Source organism: Sabulicella flocculans, from assembly GCF_045449635.1.
Taxonomy (GTDB): Bacteria; Pseudomonadota; Alphaproteobacteria; order Acetobacterales; family Acetobacteraceae; genus Roseococcus.
The window spans coordinates 1-19,076 of sequence record NZ_JBJJBR010000011.1 but is presented as its reverse complement, the minus strand read 5'-3'; the positions used below and the strand labels follow the sequence as shown (position 1 = coordinate 19,076).

Below are 19,076 nucleotides of genomic sequence, written 5' to 3'. Positions count from 1 at the left end.
GCGGCCGCCCTCAGCCGCGGCCGTAGGTGTCCTCGATGCGCACGATGTCGTCCTCGCCGAGGTAGGAGCCCACCTGGACCTCGATCAGCACCAGGGGGATCTTGCCCGGGTTCTCCATGCGGTGGACGCAGCCCAAAGGCAGGTAGACGCTCTGGTTCTCGCCCACCAGCAGCACCTCGGCGTCGCGGGTCACCCGCGCGGTGCCGTGCACCACCACCCAGTGCTCGGCGCGGTGGAAATGCGTCTGCAGCGACAGGCGCCCGCCGGGCTTCACCGTGATGCGCTTCACCTGGAAGCGGTCGCCGCGGATCATGCCCTCGTAGTGGCCCCAGGGGCGGAACATGCGGCGGTGCTCCACCGCCTGGGTCACGCCGCGCGCCTTCAGCCGCTCCACGATGCGCTTGACGTCCTGCGCGCGGTCGCGCGGCACCGCCAGCACGGCGTCGTCCGTCACCACCAGCGCCACGTCGCGCAGCCCCACCGCGGCCGTCAGCATCCCCTCCGAACGCACCAGGCAGCCCTCGCAGTCCAGCGCCTCGACGGGGCCGGACAGCGCGTTGCCCGAGGCGTCGCGCGGCGAGGCCGCCCACAGCGCGTCCCAGGAGCCGACGTCGGACCAGCCGATCTCGGCCGGCACCACGGCGGCCAGGGCGGTGCGCTCCATCACCGCGTAGTCGATGGAGATGGAGGGCGCGGCGCGGAACGCCTCGGCGCCCAGGCGGATGAAGTCCAGGTCGTGCGCGGCGGCCTCCACCGCGGCCTCGGCGGCGGCCAGCACGGCGGGCGCGTGCGCCGCCAGCTCGCGCAGCAGGGTGGCGGCGGTGGCGACGAACATGCCGCTGTTCCAGGAATGGCGGCCGTCGGCGGCCAGGGCGCGGGCGGCGGCGGCGTCGGGCTTCTCCACGAAGCGGGCCACCGCCAGCGCGCCGGGCAGGCCCGGCAGCGGCGCGCCGTGCTCGATGTAGCCGTAGCCGGTCTCGGGCGCGGTGGGGGCCATGCCGAAGGTGACGACGCGGCCGGCCCGCGCCGCCGCGGCCGCCCGGGCCAGGGCGGCGTGCAGCGCCGGCACGTCGGCCACCGCGTGGTCGGCCGGCAGGATCCACAGCACGGTGCCGGGGTCCTGGCGGGCCAGCAGCGCGGCGGCTGCGGCGATGGCCGGGGCGCTGTTGCGCCCCTCCGGCTCCAGCAGGATGCGCGCGCCGGCGATGCCCGCGGCGCGCATCTGCTCGGCCACCTCGAAGCGCTGGGCCTCGCCGGCCACCAGCAGGGGCGGGGCGAAGCCCGCGCCCTGCCCGCGCCGCGCCGTCTCCACCAGCATGGATTCGCCGCCCAGCAAGGGCCAGAACTGCTTGGGCAGGGATTCGCGCGAGAGCGGCCACAGGCGCGTGCCCGAGCCGCCGCAAAGGATCACGGGAACCAGGGCGTCGTCGGTCATGCGGGGTGTCCGTCCAGGATGGTGGGGCGCTTCCGATCCCACGGCGCGGGGCCGCGCGGAAGCCCCCGCGCCGTCAGGCCAGGCGGCCGACATAGGCCACCAGCCCGCCGCCCGGCAGGGCGCGCAGGTGGTCGAAGCCCAACCCGGCGGCCACCAGCACCAGCCGGTCCGGGCCCAGGTCGTAGTCCACCAGCGGGCCGGTGGCGGCCTCGGCGGCGGCGTGGCTGCCCTCGCGCACGCCCAGGCGCACGCGGTCGGCGCACCACAGCGCCAGCACGGGGGCCATGCGCGCCTCGGCGGCCACCACGGCCATCAGGTCGCGCAGCTCCGCCAGGGTCTTGGCGGGGCGCTTCTCCACCTCCACCTCGCGCAGGCACAGCAGCTCCATGCTGGCGCGGGCCAGGGCGGCCGGGCGGTCGCGCGCCTCCTCCGCGCCGGGCAGGGCGCGCTCGTAGACGCCCATGCGGTCGAAGAACTTCAGCAGGTCGTAGTCGGGCTGGCTCAGCCAGCCGCGCGCGGCCATCCATTGCAGGTTGGCCGGGCCGATCTCCAGCGGGCGGCGCGCCGGGGCCGCGGCCGCGGCGGCGCCCCCGCCGGAGACGCGCGCGCCCGGCTGCACCAGCAGGAAGTCGCTGGCGTCGAGGCGCACCGTCACCCGGCCCAGGTCGTTGGCCGGCACCGGCGAGGTCTCGATCACGTAGCCCGCGAAGCCGTCGCCGATTCCCGCATCGGCCAGGTCCTCGCGGAAGATCTCCACCCGGCCGGCGCCGATGCAGGCCTCGTCCAGGAAGGCCAGCACCGTCTGCCCGCGCAGGGGCAGGCCGGGGATGGCCACCCAGCCCGACACCTCCGTCGGCGCCACTGCCTCGATCGCACCCTTGAATCCACCGCTCATGCTCCGCCCTTCCCCAGCCTCGAGTCCCGTCTCAGTCCCGCGGGCGCGCAGCGCCCATCCCGAAGGCGCGCAGGTAGCGCGCCGCCATCTCCCGCTCGTCCAGCGGCGCGGGCAGCGCCCAGCCGCCGGCGGGGCGCGCCGCGAAGTCGCGCAGCGCCCCCAGCAGCCCCGCCGCGCTGCCCGGCTCGAAGTGCAGCCCGGCCACGCCCTCCGGCACCTTCTCCGCCATGCCGCCGATGCCCGAGCAGATGACCGGGCGGCCGGCGGCGTAGGCCTCCTGGATGACCAGGGGCGAGTTCTCCCACCAGGTGCTGGGCACCAGCACGGCGTCGGTGGCGGCCATCAGCCGGCGCACGCCCTCGTTCTCGTAGGGGCCGGCGAAGCGCAGGAAGGGGTGGCGGCGCAGCGCCTCCTCGAAGCGCGCGGCGAAGGCGGGCTCCTGGCCCACCAGCAGCCCGTGCAGCCGGATCTCCAGCCGCGCGGCCAGCTCGGGCTCGGCGGCCAGCAGGTCGGCGGCGTCCAGCACGGTGTTCAGGCCCTTGAAGGGCGTGAGCTGGCCGAACACGCCGATCACCGCCTTGCCGTCGGCGGGGCGCGGCGGCGGCACCAGGCCGTCGAAGCCGGCCAGCCCGTTCTCGATCACCGCGATGCGCCCCGGCGGCAGGCCCCAGCCGGCGAAGCGGCCGGCCAGGAAGGCGCTGGGGGCCACCAGCCCGTCCATCAGCCCCAGCGCCTCGCGCATCAGGTCGTGGCGCGCGGCCACCTGGTCGATGCCGCCCTCGGGGAAGCAGCGCAGGCAGCGCAGGGGCGTGGCGGCGGGGCAGAGCAGCCGCGCCGGGCGCGTCACCATCTGGCCATGGTGGGCGCACATCGCCAGGAACTCGTGCAGCACCAGGAAGGTGGGGATGCCCAGGCCCTGGCGCACCGCGCGCAGCGCCCCGGCGCCGAAGTTCAGGAAGTGGTGGAAGCAGGCCAGCGCCACCCCGCGCGCCCGCAGCAGCGCCGCCAGCTCGGCCGCCAGGGCGGGGTCGCCCAGGTTGAAAAAGTGGTCGTAGCGCTCCTCGTCGTGGAGGAGGACGTGCTCGTCCGGCCCGCCGGGCACCACCTCGGCCGCCAGGCGGCGCGGCACGGCGGCGACGAAGATGGCGGGCACGCCCAGGCGGCGCAGCCCCTGGAACAGCGTGTGCGCCGCGATCTCCGCCCCGCCCTTGGAGACGGAGGGATGCGTGTGGGACAGGACCGCCACCGGCCCCGCGGGCGCGCTCATGCCGCCACCGCCGCGGCCAGGGCCAGGCGGCGCTCCATCTCGCTGGGCCGCGGGCGCGGGCCGGTCCAGGCCACGGTGCCCAGCACGGCGGGCGGGCGGGCGCGGCCCGGCGCGGCCGGGCCCAGCAGGCCGGCGGGCTCGGCCGCGGCGGCGCCCAGCCCCTGGCCGAGGATCACCGCCTCGCGCAGGCGGGGGGCCGCCAAGTGGTCCAGCGCCTGCTCCAGCAGCGGCGCGGGCAGGCGGGTGAAGGCCTCCATGGCCAGGAAGCGCTCCGTGCCCAGCGCGGCCAGCAGCGGCGCCGGCTCGGCCAGGGAGGGCGCGGCGCCGCCGGCCAGGAACAGGGAGGCCGGCCCGGCGAAGGCGCGGCGGAAGCCGTGGAACAGCGGCAGCAGCACGTCGCGCTGCGTCTCCAGCCCCAGGAAGGCGATGCCGAAGCCGCGCGCGGCCAGCAGCGGGGCGTGGGCGGCGGCCTCGTCGAACAGGCGGAAGGCCTCGCTGCGGGTGCCGCCGACGGCGCGCAGCACGGCGCGCGGCGCCGGGGCGGGCGGCAGGGCCGGGCGCGGGGCCGGGCGGCCGGCCAGCCGGCGCGCCGCCAGGGCCTGCGCCAGCGCGGGCGCGAAGGGCTCGTATTCCAGCGCCGGGTAGGCGCGCAGCAGCTCGGCCTCGCCCAGCCCCGCCTCCACCCAGCCGGCGCGGGCGGCGGGCAGCTCCTCGTTGCTGGCGGTGCCGTCGGGGTGGACGAAGCGCAGCATGGCGCCGGCCAGCGGCAGCGGCCCGGCGTGGCGGAAGAGCGCCACGAAGCCGGCCTCGGCGGCCAGGGGGGCCAGGGCCGGGAAGGCCTCGCGCAGGTCGGGCCGGGCGCGGCGGCGCGTGCCCTCGGCGGCGGCGGGGATGGACAGGCCGTCCAGCCGCAGGGTGAACCCCGCCACCGGCCGGGCGGGGCTGAGCACCCAGCCCTCCACCACGCAGCCGAAGCCGGGCAGCAGCAGCACCTGGTCGAAGCCGCAATGCAGCGGCAGCCCGGCGGCCTGGGCGTTGCCGGCCATCCAGCTGTCCGGCGCCAGCAGGGCGTCGCGCAGCGCCGCGAAGGGGCCGCGGGGGCGGCAGCCCTCCACCTGCTCGAACAGCAGGGCGACGTCGCGCAGCGGCACCACCCGCAGCGGCGACAGCGAGCGCAGGTGCGCCGGCGCCGCCCCGGCGAGGGCGAGGAAGATCTCCGTGGTCGCCGGGCCGGGCTGCCACTCGCCCTCGAACAGGCCCAGGAAGCCCGACGCGCCCGGCGGCAGGTCGTCGCGATGGTAGCGGCACAGGCGCAGCAGCCCGGGGAACTTGCGCCGGTCCAGCAGCAGCGCGCCGTCCTCGTCCGGCGCGGCGTCGCGCACCCAGCCGCCGAACCAGCAGCGGCCGGATTCGTCGGGCGCGGCGAACTCGATGAAGCCGGCCTGGTGGTCGGGGTGGAAGCGCAGCGTCTGCGTGGTCAGCGCCTCGGCGGCCTGCAGCTGCGCCGCGGGCGAGGTGGAATCCTGCGGGCTCAAGGCTCTCCGCTCCTTGCGATGGCGAATGGCGGCGACGGGGCGGCCGTCCCCTCAGGCCTGGACGATGCGCTCGCGCTCCAGCCCCTGCTTGATGGCGGTGGTGGAGATGCCCTCCGTGCGCGGCAGGTAGACGACCTCGCACAGGGAGCGGAACATGTCGAACTTGCCGGCCCAGTCGTCGCCCATCACCAGCACGTCGGCGTGGTGGGCGCGGATGTAGTCGCCCTTCTGCTCCAGGCTCTCCTCCAGGAACACCTCGTCCACCACGCGGATGGCGCGGATGATCGCCATGCGGTCGGCCTGGGAGAAGACGGGGAAGGCGGCCTTCTTGCTGAAGTTCAGCGCGTCTGAGGAGACGCCGACCACCAGCCGCCCGCCCAGGGCCGCCGCGCGGTGGAGGACGTTGAGGTGGCCGATGTGGAACAAGTCGTAGGTCCCGAAGGTGATCACCGTCTTGCTGCGCGTCATGCGCCCCGCCTTGCCCGCTGTTGTCCTGGCATCAAATTCCTGAGGATTTTACTTGCTGTCAATCTAAGTGAAACTGCTTGCTTCTTCGCGACACTTGCGCAAGACGCGAAGCATTCTGCGGGACGTTCCGCGGATTTCGAGCAGCGGGACGCCCGGCCCTGAAGGATTTCATCGCCTCCCTGCCGCTCGCCGGCTGCCGCTTCCTGGACCTCGGCGAGGAGGGGCCGGGCCTGGGCGCGCTGGCCCTCGCCGCCGGCGCGCAGGAGGCGGCGGCGTGGCCGGGGCCGGCGGGGCCCGGCGTGGCCGCCCTGGCGGCGGACCCGCGCGGCGGCCCGGCGGAGTGGGACGTGGTGCATGACGGCGGCGCCTTCTCCCCCGAAGCCGGGGCGCTGGCGCGGGAGGCGCTGGTGGGCGCGGCGCCGGCTTCCGGGCTGGAGGCCGCGCTGCGCCGCCACCCCGCCCTGCCGGCCTGGACGGCGGGCTGGAGCCGGGCCGACGCGCCGCCCTGCGCCGCCCTGGCCGCGCGGCGCGCCTGGGGGCGGTCCATCGGGCTGCGCCTGGGCGTGGCGGCCGACCCCGCCGCCTGCCCGCGGCTGGACGTCGCCGCCTCGCCCGCCATCGCCGCCCTGCTCTGCGCCGACCGCGCCGCCGCCCCCGCGCTGGAAGCGCTGCGCGAGGCGGTGGCGGCCGCGGGCGGCGGGCGGTTCGCCCTGCTGCCCGCCCTGCGCCGGGCCGCCGCCCGGCTGGAGGACGCCGCCGGCCCCGCGGAGGGGTTCGGCTCGGCGCGCTACTGGATGCTGTTGCTCAAGGGGCTGGTGCGCCACGTCGAATGGGGCGGGATGGAGGAGGACAACCTCTACCTCGCCTTCCTGCGCGACGCCTCGGCCCGCGGCGCCTACGACCCCGGCATGGCGGCGGAGCTGCGCGGCCCCGGGGCGGCCGCGCGCATCGAGGGCCGGCTGGAGCGCGTGCTGGACATCCTGTGCACCGCCCGCCTGGCGCACCCGGCGGTGCTGTTCGACCCGGTGCCCGGCGGCGCCTTCCGCACCCGCGGCGGCGGCGGCTGGGACGCCGCGATGCTGGACGGCAACCACCGCCTGGCCGCCCTGTGGCTGGCCGGCGCGGCGGAGGCGCCCTTCGTCGCGGTCTGGCAGGGCGAGGGGATGGAGGGCTCCCCTGCCCTGCTCGGCGCGATGGCGGCCATGACGGCGGGCGGCTGACGCCGGGGCGCCTATGCCGGCGCCGCGCGACGTGCGATGGCCCCCGCATGGATGGGCTGGCCGGGGGGCATGGGATGACGGGGACGATGAAGAAGGCGCGGGCCGCGGCGTTGCTGGAGGCCCTGCCCGGCCTGATGACCTTCGACCTGGAGCCGCTGCGCATCCCCCTGCCCGCCCCCCTGCGCGAGGCGCAGGTCGCCGCCACCGGCATGAGCCGGGTGGCGCTGGTGAAGGTGGCGCTGGAGGGCGTGCCGCGGCCGCCGGAGGGCAGCTACGCCGTCACTGCCTCCCACGTCACCAACATGGCGGGCGACCCGCTGCGCGGCCGCGAGGTGGCGACGGGCTGGGTGCGCGACCCCTGGGTGCGCCTGCGCTTCGCCGAGCCGGCGGCGGCGGCGGCGCTGCTGCTGCACAGCCGGCCGGGGCGGCGCGGCACCCGCGCGGTGCGCATCACGCTGGACTGCGCGGGGACGGAGCCCTTCGACGTCGCCACCGACGATCCCGCATGGCTGGCCGGGCGGGTGGCCGCGCTGCGCGCCGCGGCGGAGGACCTGGTGCTGGCGCTGGCGGAGGAGCTGCCGGGCCACCCGGCGCCGGCGCAGGCGCTGCTGGCCGCCACGCGCCTGTTCCGCGGCATCGGCGCCGCGCTGGCCGGCGGCCCGCTGGACGCCGCGGCGCTGCGCGACCTGCGGTGGGAGGCGATGGCGGCGCTGCTGGCGGCGCTGCGCGCCCTGCCGCCCGAGGCGCGGCGCGCCCGCCTGCCCGCCGCCGCCGCCCTGCTGCGCGCCCTGATGGGCCGCGACGTGACGGAGGTGCCCGACCCGCCGGAGCTGGCGCTGGGCGCCCTGGCCTTCGCCGTGCTGGACGACTTCCTGCCGGCCGCCGCGCGGGTGCCGGTGGAGCGGCTGCGCGCCTGCGGCGGCATCCCGCCCGACGCCGCCGCCGTCGCCGCCTTCGAGCAGGCGGTGAACGCCGAGTTCCCGGCCCTGGGCGGCCGGCCGGAGCAGATGCCGCTGATGCTGCGCGTCCATGGCCTCAGCGGCCCCTTCCTGGCGCCCAACGCCCCCATGGTGCTGGCGGTGATGGGGGAGGTGCAGGCGGCGCTGGACTCGCTCGGCCACCGCAGCGCCCTGTGCTACGGCACGCTGCTGGGCGCGGTGCGCGAGGGCGACTTCATCGCCCATGACGACGACGTGGACCTGGCGGTGGAGCTGCCCGCCGCGGACGGCGCCGCCGGCATGGCGGCGGTGGTGGAGGGGCTGCAGGGGCTGGGCTTCCATGCCCGGCTCGACCCGCGGCTGTTCGCGCAGGTGCGCCCGCCCGGCCGGCGCTTCGCGGTGGACCTGTTCCCCATCATCCCGCTGGATGACGGGCAGGTGGCGATGCTGATGGAGGGCATGCGCATCCGCCCGGTGCGGCGGGAGCTGGTGCTGCCGCTGGGGCGCATCGCCTTCCGGGGGATGGAGTTCGGCGCGCCCGCCCGGCCGGAGGACTTCCTGGCCGACCGCTACGGCCCCGGCTGGCGGGTGCCGCAGCGCAAGGTGGGCCACCAGATGGTGGGCGGCTGAGGCCGCCTTCCCCTCGGCGCGCCCCCTTCAGGCCGCCGCGCGGCCGCGCAGCAGGATGTCGGGCATCTCGCCCGGCGGGATGGCGCCGTCCAGCACGGCGGTCAGCGCGCCGATCAGCGGCGCGGCGCCCGGCGGCAGGTGCTCGGCGATGATGCGCACGGAGCGCACGCCCTCGGCCAGGAAGTCCGGCCGGTTGGGGTCCACCGGGATGCCCTTGCCGATCATCAGCCCCAGCGTGCGGTTGCGGCTGGTGTCGCAGGAGCCGGTGAGCAGGATGTCCCCCACCCCGCAGTAGAGCGAGACGACGCCGGGGTCGAAGCCCAGCACCTCCATCACCTGCCGCGCCTCGGCCAGCACGCGGGTGATGAACATGAAGCGCGTGTTGTCCGACAGGTTCAGCGAGGCCAGCACGCCCAGCATGATGGCGTAGATGTTCTTCAGCGCGCTGACCGCGTCCACCGCGGCGGCGGAGGCGCAGGAGTCGAAGTCGATGGCGCCGCCGCCGAACAGGGCGCGCAGCCGCGCCTCCAGCGCCGGGTCGGCGGTGCCGATGGTCAGGCCGGAATACTCGCCCAGCAGCAGCGGGCGGGCGAAGGTCGGGCCCTTCAGCGCCACGTAGCCCACGCCCGGCGCGTCCTGCGCGAAGCGCTCGGCGAAGGTCAGGCGGCGGGTGTCCAGCCCCTTCACCAGGTTCACCACCGCCGCCCCCGGCCGCAGCCCGCCGGACAGCAGGGGCATGTAGTCGTCCATGTGGCGCGCCGGGATGGCGAGGAACAGCACCTCCGCCGCGCGGCACGCGTCCACCTCGGCGGTGGCGCGCAGGCCGGGCGGCAGGGCGATGTCGGGGAAGTAGTCGGCGTTGCGGCCGGTGCGGCCGATGGCCTCGGCCTGGCGGGCGGTGCGGCACACCAGCGCCACCTCCTCGCCGCCGCGGGCGGCGGCGGCGGCGACGGCGGTCCCGAAGGAGCCGCCGCCCAGCACGGCGATGCGGGCCAAGGCTCAGGCCTCCTGGTTGTTGGAGCCGACGACGCGCATGGGCGTGCGCCAGGTGGCGCCGTAGCGCTCCTCCAGGAAGCGCGGCGGGTCGGCGGGGATGGCGAAGCGCGCGCCGCGGAACTCCATGGCGCCGAAGGGCAGCACGCAGGCCTCCGGCACGTCGCGGATGCGAAGCTGCTCCATGTACATGCGCACCGTGCCGGGGGCCGTGCGCAGGATGGGGAAGACGTCCACGTGGCGCCCGGCGGCGGGGGCCAGCACCTTGAGGAAGCGGTAGCCCTCGGTGACGATGGCCTTCACCCCGCGCGCGGCCAGGCCCGCGACGATGCCGCGCAGCTCCGCCATCAGCGCCTCCTCGTCGGCGGCGGACACCTGCATGGCCATGTCCACGTCGTCGTCATGGGCGATGAAGTCGCCCTCGCGCACGGCGCCCAGCAGCGTGCCGTAGCAGATGGCGGCCGGGTGGCCGAGGGCGCCCAGCGCCGCCTCCACCTCCTTCATCGCGGCCACGAAGGAGGCCGGGTCGCGCCGCAGCTCCGAGCCGCTCATGCCGTGGGCGCGGAACATGATGGGCTGGATGGCAGGGTCCTTGCCGGCGCGGGCATACAGCGCGTTCACCCGCGCCTCGACCTGGCGGGTGCGCGCGGCGTCCTTCAGCAGGGCGTCGCACTCGCCCACCGCGGCCAGCGGCGCCTTGCCGCCGGCCATCACCATGTCGCCGAACAGCAGCGCCAGCGCCTCGGCCTCGAAGGGCTCGGGCGCGGCGTCGGCCGGGCGGGCGGCGCGGTGCAGCAGCGCGTCCGCCACCCGGCCGGCATGGCCCAGGAAGGCCGCGAGGTGCCGCCCCTCCAGCAGGTGCGACAGCTCGGACAGCACGCCCACCAGCCGGCCGCGGGCGGCGGGGCCGGCCTCGGGCGGCGGGCTGGCGCCGGCCAGCAGCTCGCCGGCCAGGGCCAGCAGGGATTCGGAGGCGGCCAGCAGCTCGCGCACCAGCGCCTCGGGCGGCCGCGCCGGGCCGCGCAGGGCGCCCACATGCGCGCCCAGGTCCTGCAGGCGGCAGGCGAAGGCGCCCAGGCGCAGGCGCAGCAGGGCGGGGTCCAGGTTGTCGAAGCTCCAGACCGCGCCGTCGGCGTGGCCCACCGCGGCGCACAGGCCGTAGGCGCGGCCGCACCAGGCGTCGTGCCGGTTCTCCAGCTCCAGCAGCCGCACCTCCACCGGGGTGCGGAAGCGCACCTGCCAGAAGGGGAAGGGCTCGCGCTCGGTGTGCAGGGGCTGGCCGTGCAGGAAGGCGTCGGGCGCGGGCATGCTGCGGTGCATGGAGGAGAGGGTGACGGTGGCCTGGGCCAGCGCCTCGGCCGGGGGCCCCTCCAGCCGCAGCTGGCGCAGGTTGAGGATTTCCGTCTCGGGCAGGAACAGGCGCAGCCAGGACACCCGCCCGCCCGCCGGGGCGAGGCGCAGCGGGGCGGCGGCGAAATGCACCAGCCCGGGCAGGATGGCGAGCGCGCCGGCCCGCAGCCTCGCCCTGCCGTCGCTCAGACGCGCGAACATTCAGCCCTTGCTCCCCGGCTTGCCTCCCGGGCATGTCGCATTTCCCGGCGCGGCGGGATAGCCGGGCCGCCCCCTCACGCGCGCAGCAGGCCGCGCAGCGGGCGCAGCCCGGCGTCCGGGAAGGCCGCCCGCAGCGCCGCCCCGCCCAGGCCGAGCTGGGCTTCCAGCACCCCGGCCAGCACGGCGCGCAGGTCGGTGGTGGGGCGCAGGTCCCGGCCGTCCAGCAGGTCGTGCGGGGCCAGGCCGGGCCAGTCGGCCAGCACCCGCCCGCCGGCCACCCGCCCGCCCAGCAGCAGCGCCGCCGAGGCCGCGCCGTGGTCGGTGCCGCGGCTGCCGTTCAGCGCGGCGGTGCGGCCGAACTCCGTCACCACCGCCACCACCGTGTCGGCCCAGGCCGGCGCCAGCCCGTCGCGCAGCGCGCCCAGCGCCTGGTCCAGCAGGCCCAGGCGCTGCGCCAGCGCGCCCTGCGCCGTGCCCTGGGCGGCGTGGGTGTCCCAGCCGGTGACGCTCAGCGCCGCCACCCGCGGCCCGTCGGGGCGGGACATGATGCGCGCCGCCGCCTGCGCCTCGGCCACGAAGCGCGGCAGGCCGGGGGCGGCGCGGCCCTGGCCCTCGGCCTGCAGGGCGTCGTCCAGCGCCGCGCCCTGGCGCAGCGCCTCGGCCAGCCGCGGGTCGCGCGCCTCGTAGAGGTCGAGCAGGCGGGCCACCAGGGCGGGGTCGGCGTAGCGGAAGGCCTGGGGCTGCCAGGTCTCCACCGGGGCGGCGCCCTGCATGATGACCGGCACGGTGGGCGAGATGGCGAGGCCGCGCGGCGCCGGCAGGCGGGCGCCGCGCGGCAGCACCTCCAGCGCGCGGTTCAGCCAGCCGGTGCGCGCCCCGCCCGGTACGCCGCCCAGCCCGCTTTCCAGCACGTCCTGCCCGTCGAAGTGGGAGCGGCCGCGATAGGGGGTGTGCGCGGCGTGCACCGCCAGCGCCTCGCCCGCCGCGAACATCGCCAGCAGGCGCGGCATGCCGGCGTGCAGGGCGAACAGGTCGTCCAGCCGGTGCGGCGTGCCGGATTCGGCGCCGCGCAGCGCGGCGAAGGCGGGGTCGCCCACCGGCTGCACCATCGCCAGCCCGTCCAGCGCCCCGCGCAGCACCACCACCAGCAGCCGCGGGTCGCGGCCCTGCGCCGCCGCGCGGTGCGGCGCGAAGCCCCAGGCGAACAGGGTGCCCAGCCCCCCCAGCACGGCGCGGCGGGCGGCGGGGTGGCTCATCGGCGCTGGAACTCCGGCGACAGGAGGAGGAGGGCGAGCGCCTGCCGGCCGTCCTCGGCGCGGTCCACGGCGCGGCGGGTCTCGGCGCTGGCGGCCGGGCCCAGGGCGCGGTGCAGCAGCGCCCGCGCGTCCGTGCCGGCCGGCAGGGCGGCGGCGAGCTGCGCCGCCCAGTCCAGCCGGGTCTTCACCCCGTCGGGCGAGGTCCAGGCGTCGTCCGCCGCCGGCCAGCCGGCGGGCAGCGGCGCGGTGGCGAAGGGCTGGCCCATGGCGTCCAGCGCGGCGGCGGGCGCCGGGCGCGGCGGCAGCCCGCCCAGCAGGCGCGCCGCGCCCAGCAGCAGCTCGATGGGCGGGCGCAGCTTGCGCGGCGGCCCCCAGGACTCCAGGTCCTCCACCAGCGCGCGGGTCATCGCGCCCAGCTGGCCGCCGGAGGCGGCGAAGGCCGCGGCCATCCGCGCCTCCAGCCCCGGCAGCCCGCCGCCCACCAGGTGCCGCACGAAGCGGCGGGCGACGTGGCGGGCGGTGGCGGGGTGGCGGGCCAGGTCGTCCAGCATGGCCGGCGCCTGGCCCGGCCCGTCCTCGGCGTAGGTGCGGCCCAGCAGCACCTTGGGCCCGGGCTGGTGCCGGGCGGGGTCGAAGGGAAAGGGCGGCGGGTCCTCGCCGAAGCCGATGGTCCAGCCGGAGAGCGCCAGGGACAGGGCGCGCACGTCCTCCTGCCCGTAGCCGCCATCCACGCCCAGGGTGTGCAGCTCCAGGATCTCGCGGCCCAGGTTCTCGTTCAGGCCGAGGCGGCCAGGGCGGCGGCGGGCCAGGGGCGAATCCGGCCCGGCCGAGGCGGCGCCGTCGAGGTAGATCAGCATCGCCGGGTGCAGCACCGCCGCCTTCAGCATGGCGGCGAAGGGGCCGTGGATGTGCGGGCGGATGGCCGTGCGCTCCAGGTCCGGCAGGAAGTGGCCGACGATGGTGCGGGCGCGGCTCGTGGTGAAGTGGTCGTGCCAGTGCAGCACCAGGCGCTCGGCCAGCGGGGCGGCGGTGGCCGGGGCGCGGTCCAGCCAGGCGGCCAGCAGGTCGTTGGCGGTCTCGTTGGGGCCGGAGAAGCCGCGCTCGGCGCGCGGCGGCGGGCGGGGCGGCTCCTCCCCGCGCTCCTGCGCCAGGGCGCGGGCGGCGCGCAGCCGGGTGTTGAAGGCGCGGCCCGCGCGCTCGTTCGCGATGGCCTCGGCGATGCCGGGCAGGGAATCGGGCAGCGGGTCGGCGGGGCGGCGCGCCTGGTCGCGCGCCCAGCCGCGCGGGTCGGCCCCGATGTCGCCGGCATCGCCGCCCAGGCCGAAGCGCTGGCTGGCGATGAGCAGGAGCCGGTCGTCGCGCGCCATGGCCCAGCCTACCACCGGGGCCGCAGGGGGGTCCACGGGCGGGCGGCGGCGCGCCTCAGCCGCCGGCGCGGCGCACCAGCGCGGTGGTGCTGCGCCCCGGCAGCAGGTCCAGCAGCACCGTCTCGCCGCCCCAGGAGGCCACCTCGGCCGCGCCCACCACCTGGTCCAGCCGGTAGTCGCTGCCCTTGAACAGCCGGTCGGGGCGCAGGGCCAGGATGGCCTGCAGCGGCGTGTCCTCCGCGAAGGCCACCACCGCGTCCACCGCGGCCAGCGCGCCGATCACCGCCGCGCGGTCGCCCAGCGGGTTCAGCGGGCGCGAGGGACCCTTCAGCCGCGCCACCGAGGCGTCCTCGTTCAGCGCCACCACCAGGCGGTCGCAGTGGCGCCGCGCGTCGCGCAGCAGGCGGACATGGCCGGCGTGCAGCACGTCGAAGCAGCCATTGGCCAGGCCGACGCGCAGCCCCTGGCCCTGCCATTCGCGCACCAGCCGGGCGGCGTCGGCCCAGGGCAGCACGGCGCCCTCCGCGCCCTCGGCCTCGCGCAGCGCGTGGTCCAGCTCGGCGGCCGAGCAGGTGGCGGTGCCCAGCTTGCCCACCACCACGCCCGCGGCGGCGTTGGCCAGGCGCATCGCCGCCTCCAGCCCGCGGCCATTGGCCACCGCCAGCGCCAGGGTGGCGATGGCGGTGTCGCCGGCGCCGGAGACGTCGAACACCTCGCGCGCCACGGCGGGGACGCGGGCGGGGGCGCCGTCGCGCGGCACCAGCAGCATGCCCTTCTCGCTGCGGGTGGCCAGCACGGCGCCCACCGGCACGCGGGCCAGCAGGGCGCGGCAGGCGGCCTCGGCCTCGGCGTCGGTGGCCACGGGCAGGCCGGTGGCCTCGGCCAGCTCCTTGGCGTTGGGGGTCAGGGCGTCGGCCCCGGCGTAGCGGGCGTAGTCGGTGCCCTTGGGGTCCACCAGGCAGGGCACGCCGGCGGCGCGGGCGCGGGCGATGGCGGCGCGGCACACCGCTTGGGTCAACACGCCCTTGCCGTAGTCGCTCAGCACCAGGGCGCCGGCGCCGGGCAGCGCGCCGTCCAGCGCCACCAGCAGCGCCGCCTCCTCCGCCGCGGTGGCGGGGGCGGCGTGCTCCTCGTCCACCCGCACCACCTGCTGGCGGGCGGCGATGACGCGCAGCTTGGCCGTGGTGCGCCGCCCCGGGCCGCGCAGCAGCCGCGCGCCGGGGCCCAGCAGCGCGGCCAGCTCGGCGCCGTCCGCGTCCTCGCCGGCCAGGGCCACCAGGGCGGGCTGCCCGCCCAGGGCGGCGATGTTGCGCGCCACGTTGCCCGCGCCCCCGGCCATGGAGTCCCGCCGGGCCAGCCGCACCACCGGCACCGGCGCCTCGGGCGACAGGCGCTCGGCCGCGCCGTACAGGAAGCGGTCCAGCATGGCGTCGCCCAGCACGGCGACGCGGCGCCCCTCCAGCGGCGTCATGCCGCGCGGGCCTTCCACCAGGCCACCCAGCGCTCCAGCCCCCCCTCCAGCGTGGTGGTGGGCGCCCAGCCGAAGTCGCGCCGCATGGCCGAGATGTCGGCGTAGGTGGCCGGCACGTCGCCGGGCTGCATCGGCAGCAGCTGCTTCGCCGCGGTGACGCCCAGCAGGCGCTCCAGCGTGGCAACCAGCGTGCCCAGCTCCTCCGGGCGGGAGTTGCCGATGTTGTAGATGCGCTGGCCCGGCGCGGCGGGCGGGTGGTCCAGCACGGCCAGGACGCCGGCGACGATGTCGTCCACGAAGGTGAAGTCCCGCCGCATCCGCCCCTCGTTGAACAGGCGGATGGGGCGGCCCTGCGTCATCGCCGCGGTGAACAGCCACACCGCCATGTCGGGCCGGCCCCAGGGGCCGTAGACGGTGAAGAAGCGCAGCGCGGTGAGCGAGAGGCCGTAGAGGGCGGCGTAGCTCTCGGCCATCACCTCGCCGGCCTTCTTGGTGGCGGCGTAGAGCGAGGCGGGATGGTCGGTGCGGTCGCCCTCGGCGAAGGGGCCGCCGGTGCGCGCGCCGTACACCGAGGAGGTGGAGGCGTGCACCGCGTGCCGCACCCGCCCTTCCGAGCGGCGGACGCCCTCCAGGATGGCGAGCTGGCCGGTGACGTTGGCGGCGGTGTAGGCGAAGGGCTGCTCCAGCGACCAGCGCACCCCGGCCTGGGCGCCCAGGTGGGCCACGCGGTCCGGGCGCTCGGCGGCGAACAGCTCCAGCACGGCGGCGTGGTCGGCGAGGTCGAGCCGGTGGAAGCGGAACTGGCCTGGGCGGGCCGCCGCCGTCATCGCCTCCAGCCGCGCCTGCTTCAGCGCCGGGTCGTAGTAGGGGTTGAGGTTGTCGAGGCCCACCACCTCCTCGCCCCGCGCCAGCAGGGCGCGGACCAGGTGCGCGCCGATGAAGCCAGCGGCGCCGGTGACGAGGATGGGCATGGCGGCGTGCTTACAGGGGCGCGCGCGGCAGGGGAAGCGCGCCCAAGTTGCGCGGGCGCGGCCGGGGCGCGATACACGCCCCCATGCCGACCGAGACCCGCGACTACCTGGCCCGTTCCGCCGAGGTGCTGGACCGCATGCGCGACGACGCGGCGCTGCACGCCGCCATCGCCGCCGCCGTGGCGCTGTGCGAGGCGGCGCTGCGGCGCGGCGGCAAGATCCTGTTCTGCGGCAATGGCGGCAGCGCGGCGGACGCCCAGCACCTGGCGGCCGAGCTGGTCTCGCGCTTCATGCACGACCGCCCGGGCATGGCGGCGCTGGCGCTGACGGTGGACAGCTCCGCCCTCACCGGCATCGGCAACGACTACGGCTTCGAGCGCCTGTTCGCCCGCCAGGTGGAGGCGCTGGGGCGGGCGGGCGACGTGCTGGTGGGCATCTCCACCTCCGGGCGCTCGCCCAACGTGGTGGAAGCGATGCGCGCCGCGCGCGCCCGCGGCCTGGGAACGGTGGCGCTGACCGGGCGCGACGGCGGCGCCATGGCCGCGCTGGCCGATGCCGAGATGCGCATCCCCTCGGACTCCACGCCGCTGATCCAGCAGGGGCAGCTGGCGGCGGGCCACCTGCTGTGCCTGCGGCTGGAGGAGGCGCTGCACCCGGCGCCGTGAGCCGCCCTGTCGCGCCCCGCCGCGGCGCGATACAAGCCGGCATGGCCTCCGCAGTCCCGTTCGTGAGACGACAGCTCCACCGCGCCCGCCGGCTGGCGGGCTGGGCGCGGGAGGGGCGGCTGCGCGAGGAGGTGTGGAAGCGCCGCGGCTTCGTCACCGCGCGGCTGCGCTTCCTGTGGCAGCGCGCCCTGGGACGCCGCCTGGACATGCGCGCGGCGCTGGGCCTGCCGCCCGAGCTGGCGGTGCCGCGGCCCGGCGATGTGGTGCTGCCCACCTCCGACGCGCCGGTGCTGTCCGTCATCATCCCGGCCTACGGGCAGGTGGCGCATTCGCTGCGCTGCCTCGCCTCGCTGGCGGCCTTCCCCCCTGCCCTGCCCTTCGAGGTCCTGCTGGTGGAGGACGCCTCGGGCGACCCGCAGGCGCCGGCGCTGCGCGCGGTGCGCGGCCTGCGCTACGTCGAGCGCGCGGAGAACCTGGGCTTCCTGCGCTCCTGCAACGACGCCGCCACCCTGGCGCGCGGGCAGTTCCTGTTCTTGCTGAACAACGACACCGAGGTGATGCCCGGCGCGCTGGACGCGCTGCACGCCGCGCTCACCGAGCCCCACCCCGGCTTCCCCGGGCCGGTCGGGCTGGCGGGCGCGCGGCTGCTGTACCCCCGGGGATGGCTGCAGGAGGCCGGGGGCATCCTGTGGCGCGACGGCTCGGCCTGGAACTGGGGCAACCGGCAGGACCCCCGCCAGCCCGAATTCACCTACCTGCGCGAGGCCGACTACTGCTCCGGCGCCGCCATCATGCTGCCGCGCGCCGCCTGGGAGGCGATGGGCGGCTTCGACGAGCACTTCCTGCCCGCCTATTGCGAGGACACCGACCTCGCCTTCCGCCTGCGCGCGGCGGGCTGGCGCACCCTCTACGTGCCGTGGGCGACGGTGATGCACCACGAGGGCGCCTCGCACGGGACGGACGTGACGCAAGGCGTGAAGGCCCACCAGGTGACCAACCTGCGCCGCCTGTTCGAGCGCCACCGCGCGGTGCTGGAGCGGCACGAGCCCAACGGCACCCACCTGATCCGCGCGCGCGACCGCGCCCCCGCGGACGGGGCGCGCCGCGTGGTGCTGCTGGCGGACAACAACATCCCCACCCCCGACCAGGATGCCGGGTCGCGCGCCACGCTGTCGGTCGTGCAGGCGCTGCTGGCCGCCGGCCACGCGGTGAAGTTCTGGCCGCTGAACGGGCTGGACCTGCCGCCCTACCGCGCCGCGCTGGAGCGGCTGGGGGTGGAGTGCATCGCCGGCCCCGGCCGCCCCGACTTCGCCGGCTGGCTGCGCGAGAACGCGGGGCAGCTGGACCAGGCGGTGCTGTCGCGCCCGCACGTGGCGGCGGCGCTGCTGCCGGCGCTGGAGGCGCTGGCGCCCGCGGTGCCGCGCCTGTTCTACGGCCACGACCTGCACCACGAGCGCCTGCGCCGCGAGGCCGCGGTGGTGGAGGCGCGCGACCCCGCCCGCGCCGCCGCCCTGCGCGCCGAGGCCGGGCGCGCCGAGGCGGAGGAGCGCGCCGCCTGGGCCGGCAGCGACCTGGTCATCTACCTGTCGGAGGAGGAGACGGCGCAGGTGCGCCGCCTGGCGCCGGGCACCGCGGCGATGACGCTGCTGTCCTTCACGCTGCCGCCGCTGCCCGAGGCGCCGCCGGGGCCGGAAGGCCGCGCCGGCCTGGTGTTCGTGGCGGGCTTCGGCCACCCGCCCAACGTGGACGCCGCGGCCTGGCTGGTGCAGGAGGTGATGCCGCTGGTGCGCGCGCGGCGGCCGGACGCGGCGCTGTCCATCGTCGGCTCCAGCCCCACGCCGGAGGTTCGGGCGCTGGCCGGGCCGGGGGTGGAGGTGACCGGCTTCGTCCCGGACGAGGAGTTGCGCCGCCGCTACGCCGCCGCCCGGCTGGCCATCTGCCCGCTGCGCTTCGGCGCCGGGGTGAAGCTGAAGGTGGTGGAGGCGCTGCATGCCGGCCTGCCGCTGGTGACCACGCCGGTGGGCGTGCAGGGCCTGGACGGCGCGCCCTGCGCGGTGGCGGAGGACGCGGCCGGGCTGGCGGCGGCGGCGCTGCGCCTGCTGGAGGATGACGACGCCTGGCGGGCGCAGGTGGCGGCGCAGCGCGCCTACGCCGCCGCGCGCTTCTCCCCCGAGGGGGTGCGCGACGCGCTGGAGGACGGCTTCCGCCGGGCGCTGGCGGCCAGCCGCCTCAGGGCAGCGCCAGCCACAGGCTGAGCCAGGCCTCGCCCGCCGCGGCGTGGTGGCGGAAGCCGGCGGCGCGCGCCAGGGCGGGCCGGCGCCAGGACGGCGCCGCCAGCATCGCCGCCAGCGCGTCGCAGGCGGCGCGCGGCCCCGGCGCCAGCAAGGGGGCGGAGGCGCGGGAGGCCGCCACCC

16 protein-coding genes are annotated in these 19,076 nt (G+C 77.5%); 4 read left to right on the top strand and 12 right to left on the bottom strand.

The features are described from left to right. Window positions 1-10: 10 nt before the first annotated feature. The 5 genes from ACI6QG_RS11695 to ACI6QG_RS11675 form a co-directional block, all read right to left on the bottom strand. Complete coding sequence (locus ACI6QG_RS11695; protein WP_407024740.1) at window positions 11-1,435, bottom strand: mannose-1-phosphate guanylyltransferase/mannose-6-phosphate isomerase; 1,425 nt, start codon at window positions 1,433-1,435, stop codon at window positions 11-13. Window positions 1,436-1,508: 73 nt separating this feature from the next. Beyond that, entirely contained in the window at window positions 1,509-2,330 is an 822-nt protein-coding gene (locus ACI6QG_RS11690; RefSeq protein ID WP_407024739.1) for a hypothetical protein, read from the bottom strand. Between the two features lie 31 nt (window positions 2,331-2,361). Then, window positions 2,362-3,597: a glycosyltransferase gene (locus tag ACI6QG_RS11685; protein WP_407024738.1), complete on the bottom strand. Its 1,236-nt coding sequence runs from the start codon at window positions 3,595-3,597 to the stop codon at window positions 2,362-2,364. Next, the gene (locus tag ACI6QG_RS11680; RefSeq protein ID WP_407024737.1) at window positions 3,594-5,132 is read right to left on the bottom strand and encodes a hypothetical protein; all 1,539 of its coding nucleotides are present in this window, start codon (window positions 5,130-5,132) and stop codon (window positions 3,594-3,596) included. The genes ACI6QG_RS11685 and ACI6QG_RS11680 overlap by 4 nt, the downstream gene beginning before the upstream one ends. Window positions 5,133-5,183: 51 nt before the next feature. Continuing rightward, complete coding sequence (locus tag ACI6QG_RS11675) at window positions 5,184-5,600, bottom strand: FAD synthase family protein (protein WP_407024736.1); 417 nt, start codon at window positions 5,598-5,600, stop codon at window positions 5,184-5,186. A gap of 77 nt (window positions 5,601-5,677) precedes the next feature. Here ACI6QG_RS11675 and ACI6QG_RS11670 point away from each other — a divergent pair, with 77 nt between their 5' ends. After that, window positions 5,678-6,820: a hypothetical protein gene (locus tag ACI6QG_RS11670; RefSeq protein WP_407024735.1), complete on the top strand. Its 1,143-nt coding sequence runs from the start codon at window positions 5,678-5,680 to the stop codon at window positions 6,818-6,820. An 86-nt stretch (window positions 6,821-6,906) separates the two neighbouring features. Next, window positions 6,907-8,388: a LicD family protein gene (locus ACI6QG_RS11665; RefSeq protein WP_407024734.1), complete on the top strand. Its 1,482-nt coding sequence runs from the start codon at window positions 6,907-6,909 to the stop codon at window positions 8,386-8,388. A gap of 27 nt (window positions 8,389-8,415) precedes the next feature. Here ACI6QG_RS11665 and ACI6QG_RS11660 read toward each other — a convergent pair whose 3' ends face one another. The 6 genes from ACI6QG_RS11660 to ACI6QG_RS11635 all read right to left on the bottom strand — a co-directional run bounded on the left by ACI6QG_RS11660 (window position 8,416) and on the right by ACI6QG_RS11635 (window position 15,997). Continuing rightward, window positions 8,416-9,384 carry an NAD(P)H-dependent glycerol-3-phosphate dehydrogenase gene (locus ACI6QG_RS11660; protein WP_407024733.1) on the bottom strand — a complete coding sequence of 323 codons (969 nt, stop codon included), beginning with the start codon at window positions 9,382-9,384 and terminating at the stop codon, window positions 8,416-8,418. A 3-nt stretch (window positions 9,385-9,387) separates the two neighbouring features. Continuing rightward, a complete protein-coding gene (locus ACI6QG_RS11655; protein WP_407024732.1) occupies window positions 9,388-10,932 on the bottom strand; it encodes a LicD family protein in 1,545 nt (514 codons plus the stop codon). Between the two features lie 74 nt (window positions 10,933-11,006). Beyond that, on the bottom strand, window positions 11,007-12,188 hold the full coding sequence (locus ACI6QG_RS11650) for a DUF1501 domain-containing protein (protein WP_407024731.1): 1,182 nt from the start codon (window positions 12,186-12,188) through the stop codon (window positions 11,007-11,009). Continuing rightward, window positions 12,185-13,555: a DUF1800 domain-containing protein gene (locus ACI6QG_RS11645; RefSeq protein WP_407024730.1), complete on the bottom strand. Its 1,371-nt coding sequence runs from the start codon at window positions 13,553-13,555 to the stop codon at window positions 12,185-12,187. The genes ACI6QG_RS11650 and ACI6QG_RS11645 overlap by 4 nt, the downstream gene beginning before the upstream one ends. Before the next feature lie 55 nt (window positions 13,556-13,610). After that, window positions 13,611-15,026 carry a D-glycero-beta-D-manno-heptose-7-phosphate kinase gene (rfaE1, locus tag ACI6QG_RS11640; RefSeq protein ID WP_407024729.1) on the bottom strand — a complete coding sequence of 472 codons (1,416 nt, stop codon included), beginning with the start codon at window positions 15,024-15,026 and terminating at the stop codon, window positions 13,611-13,613. Continuing rightward, window positions 15,023-15,997, bottom strand: a complete 975-nt coding sequence (locus ACI6QG_RS11635; protein ID WP_407024728.1) for an NAD-dependent epimerase/dehydratase family protein — start codon at window positions 15,995-15,997, stop codon at window positions 15,023-15,025. Before ACI6QG_RS11635 ends, rfaE1 begins: the two co-directional genes overlap by 4 nt. Window positions 15,998-16,080: 83 nt before the next feature. Between ACI6QG_RS11635 and ACI6QG_RS11630 the strand changes: the two genes are divergently transcribed. Beyond that, complete coding sequence (locus ACI6QG_RS11630; protein ID WP_407024727.1) at window positions 16,081-16,662, top strand: D-sedoheptulose 7-phosphate isomerase; 582 nt, start codon at window positions 16,081-16,083, stop codon at window positions 16,660-16,662. A 62-nt stretch (window positions 16,663-16,724) separates the two neighbouring features. Beyond that, complete coding sequence (locus tag ACI6QG_RS11625; protein ID WP_407024726.1) at window positions 16,725-18,917, top strand: glycosyltransferase; 2,193 nt, start codon at window positions 16,725-16,727, stop codon at window positions 18,915-18,917. On the opposite strand, the gene ACI6QG_RS11620 is transcribed toward ACI6QG_RS11625, so the two are convergent. After that, on the bottom strand, window positions 18,892-19,076 hold a 185-nt coding region (locus ACI6QG_RS11620; protein ID WP_407024725.1), incomplete at its 5' end, for a hypothetical protein. The two genes, ACI6QG_RS11625 and ACI6QG_RS11620, sit on opposite strands and share 26 nt — an antisense overlap.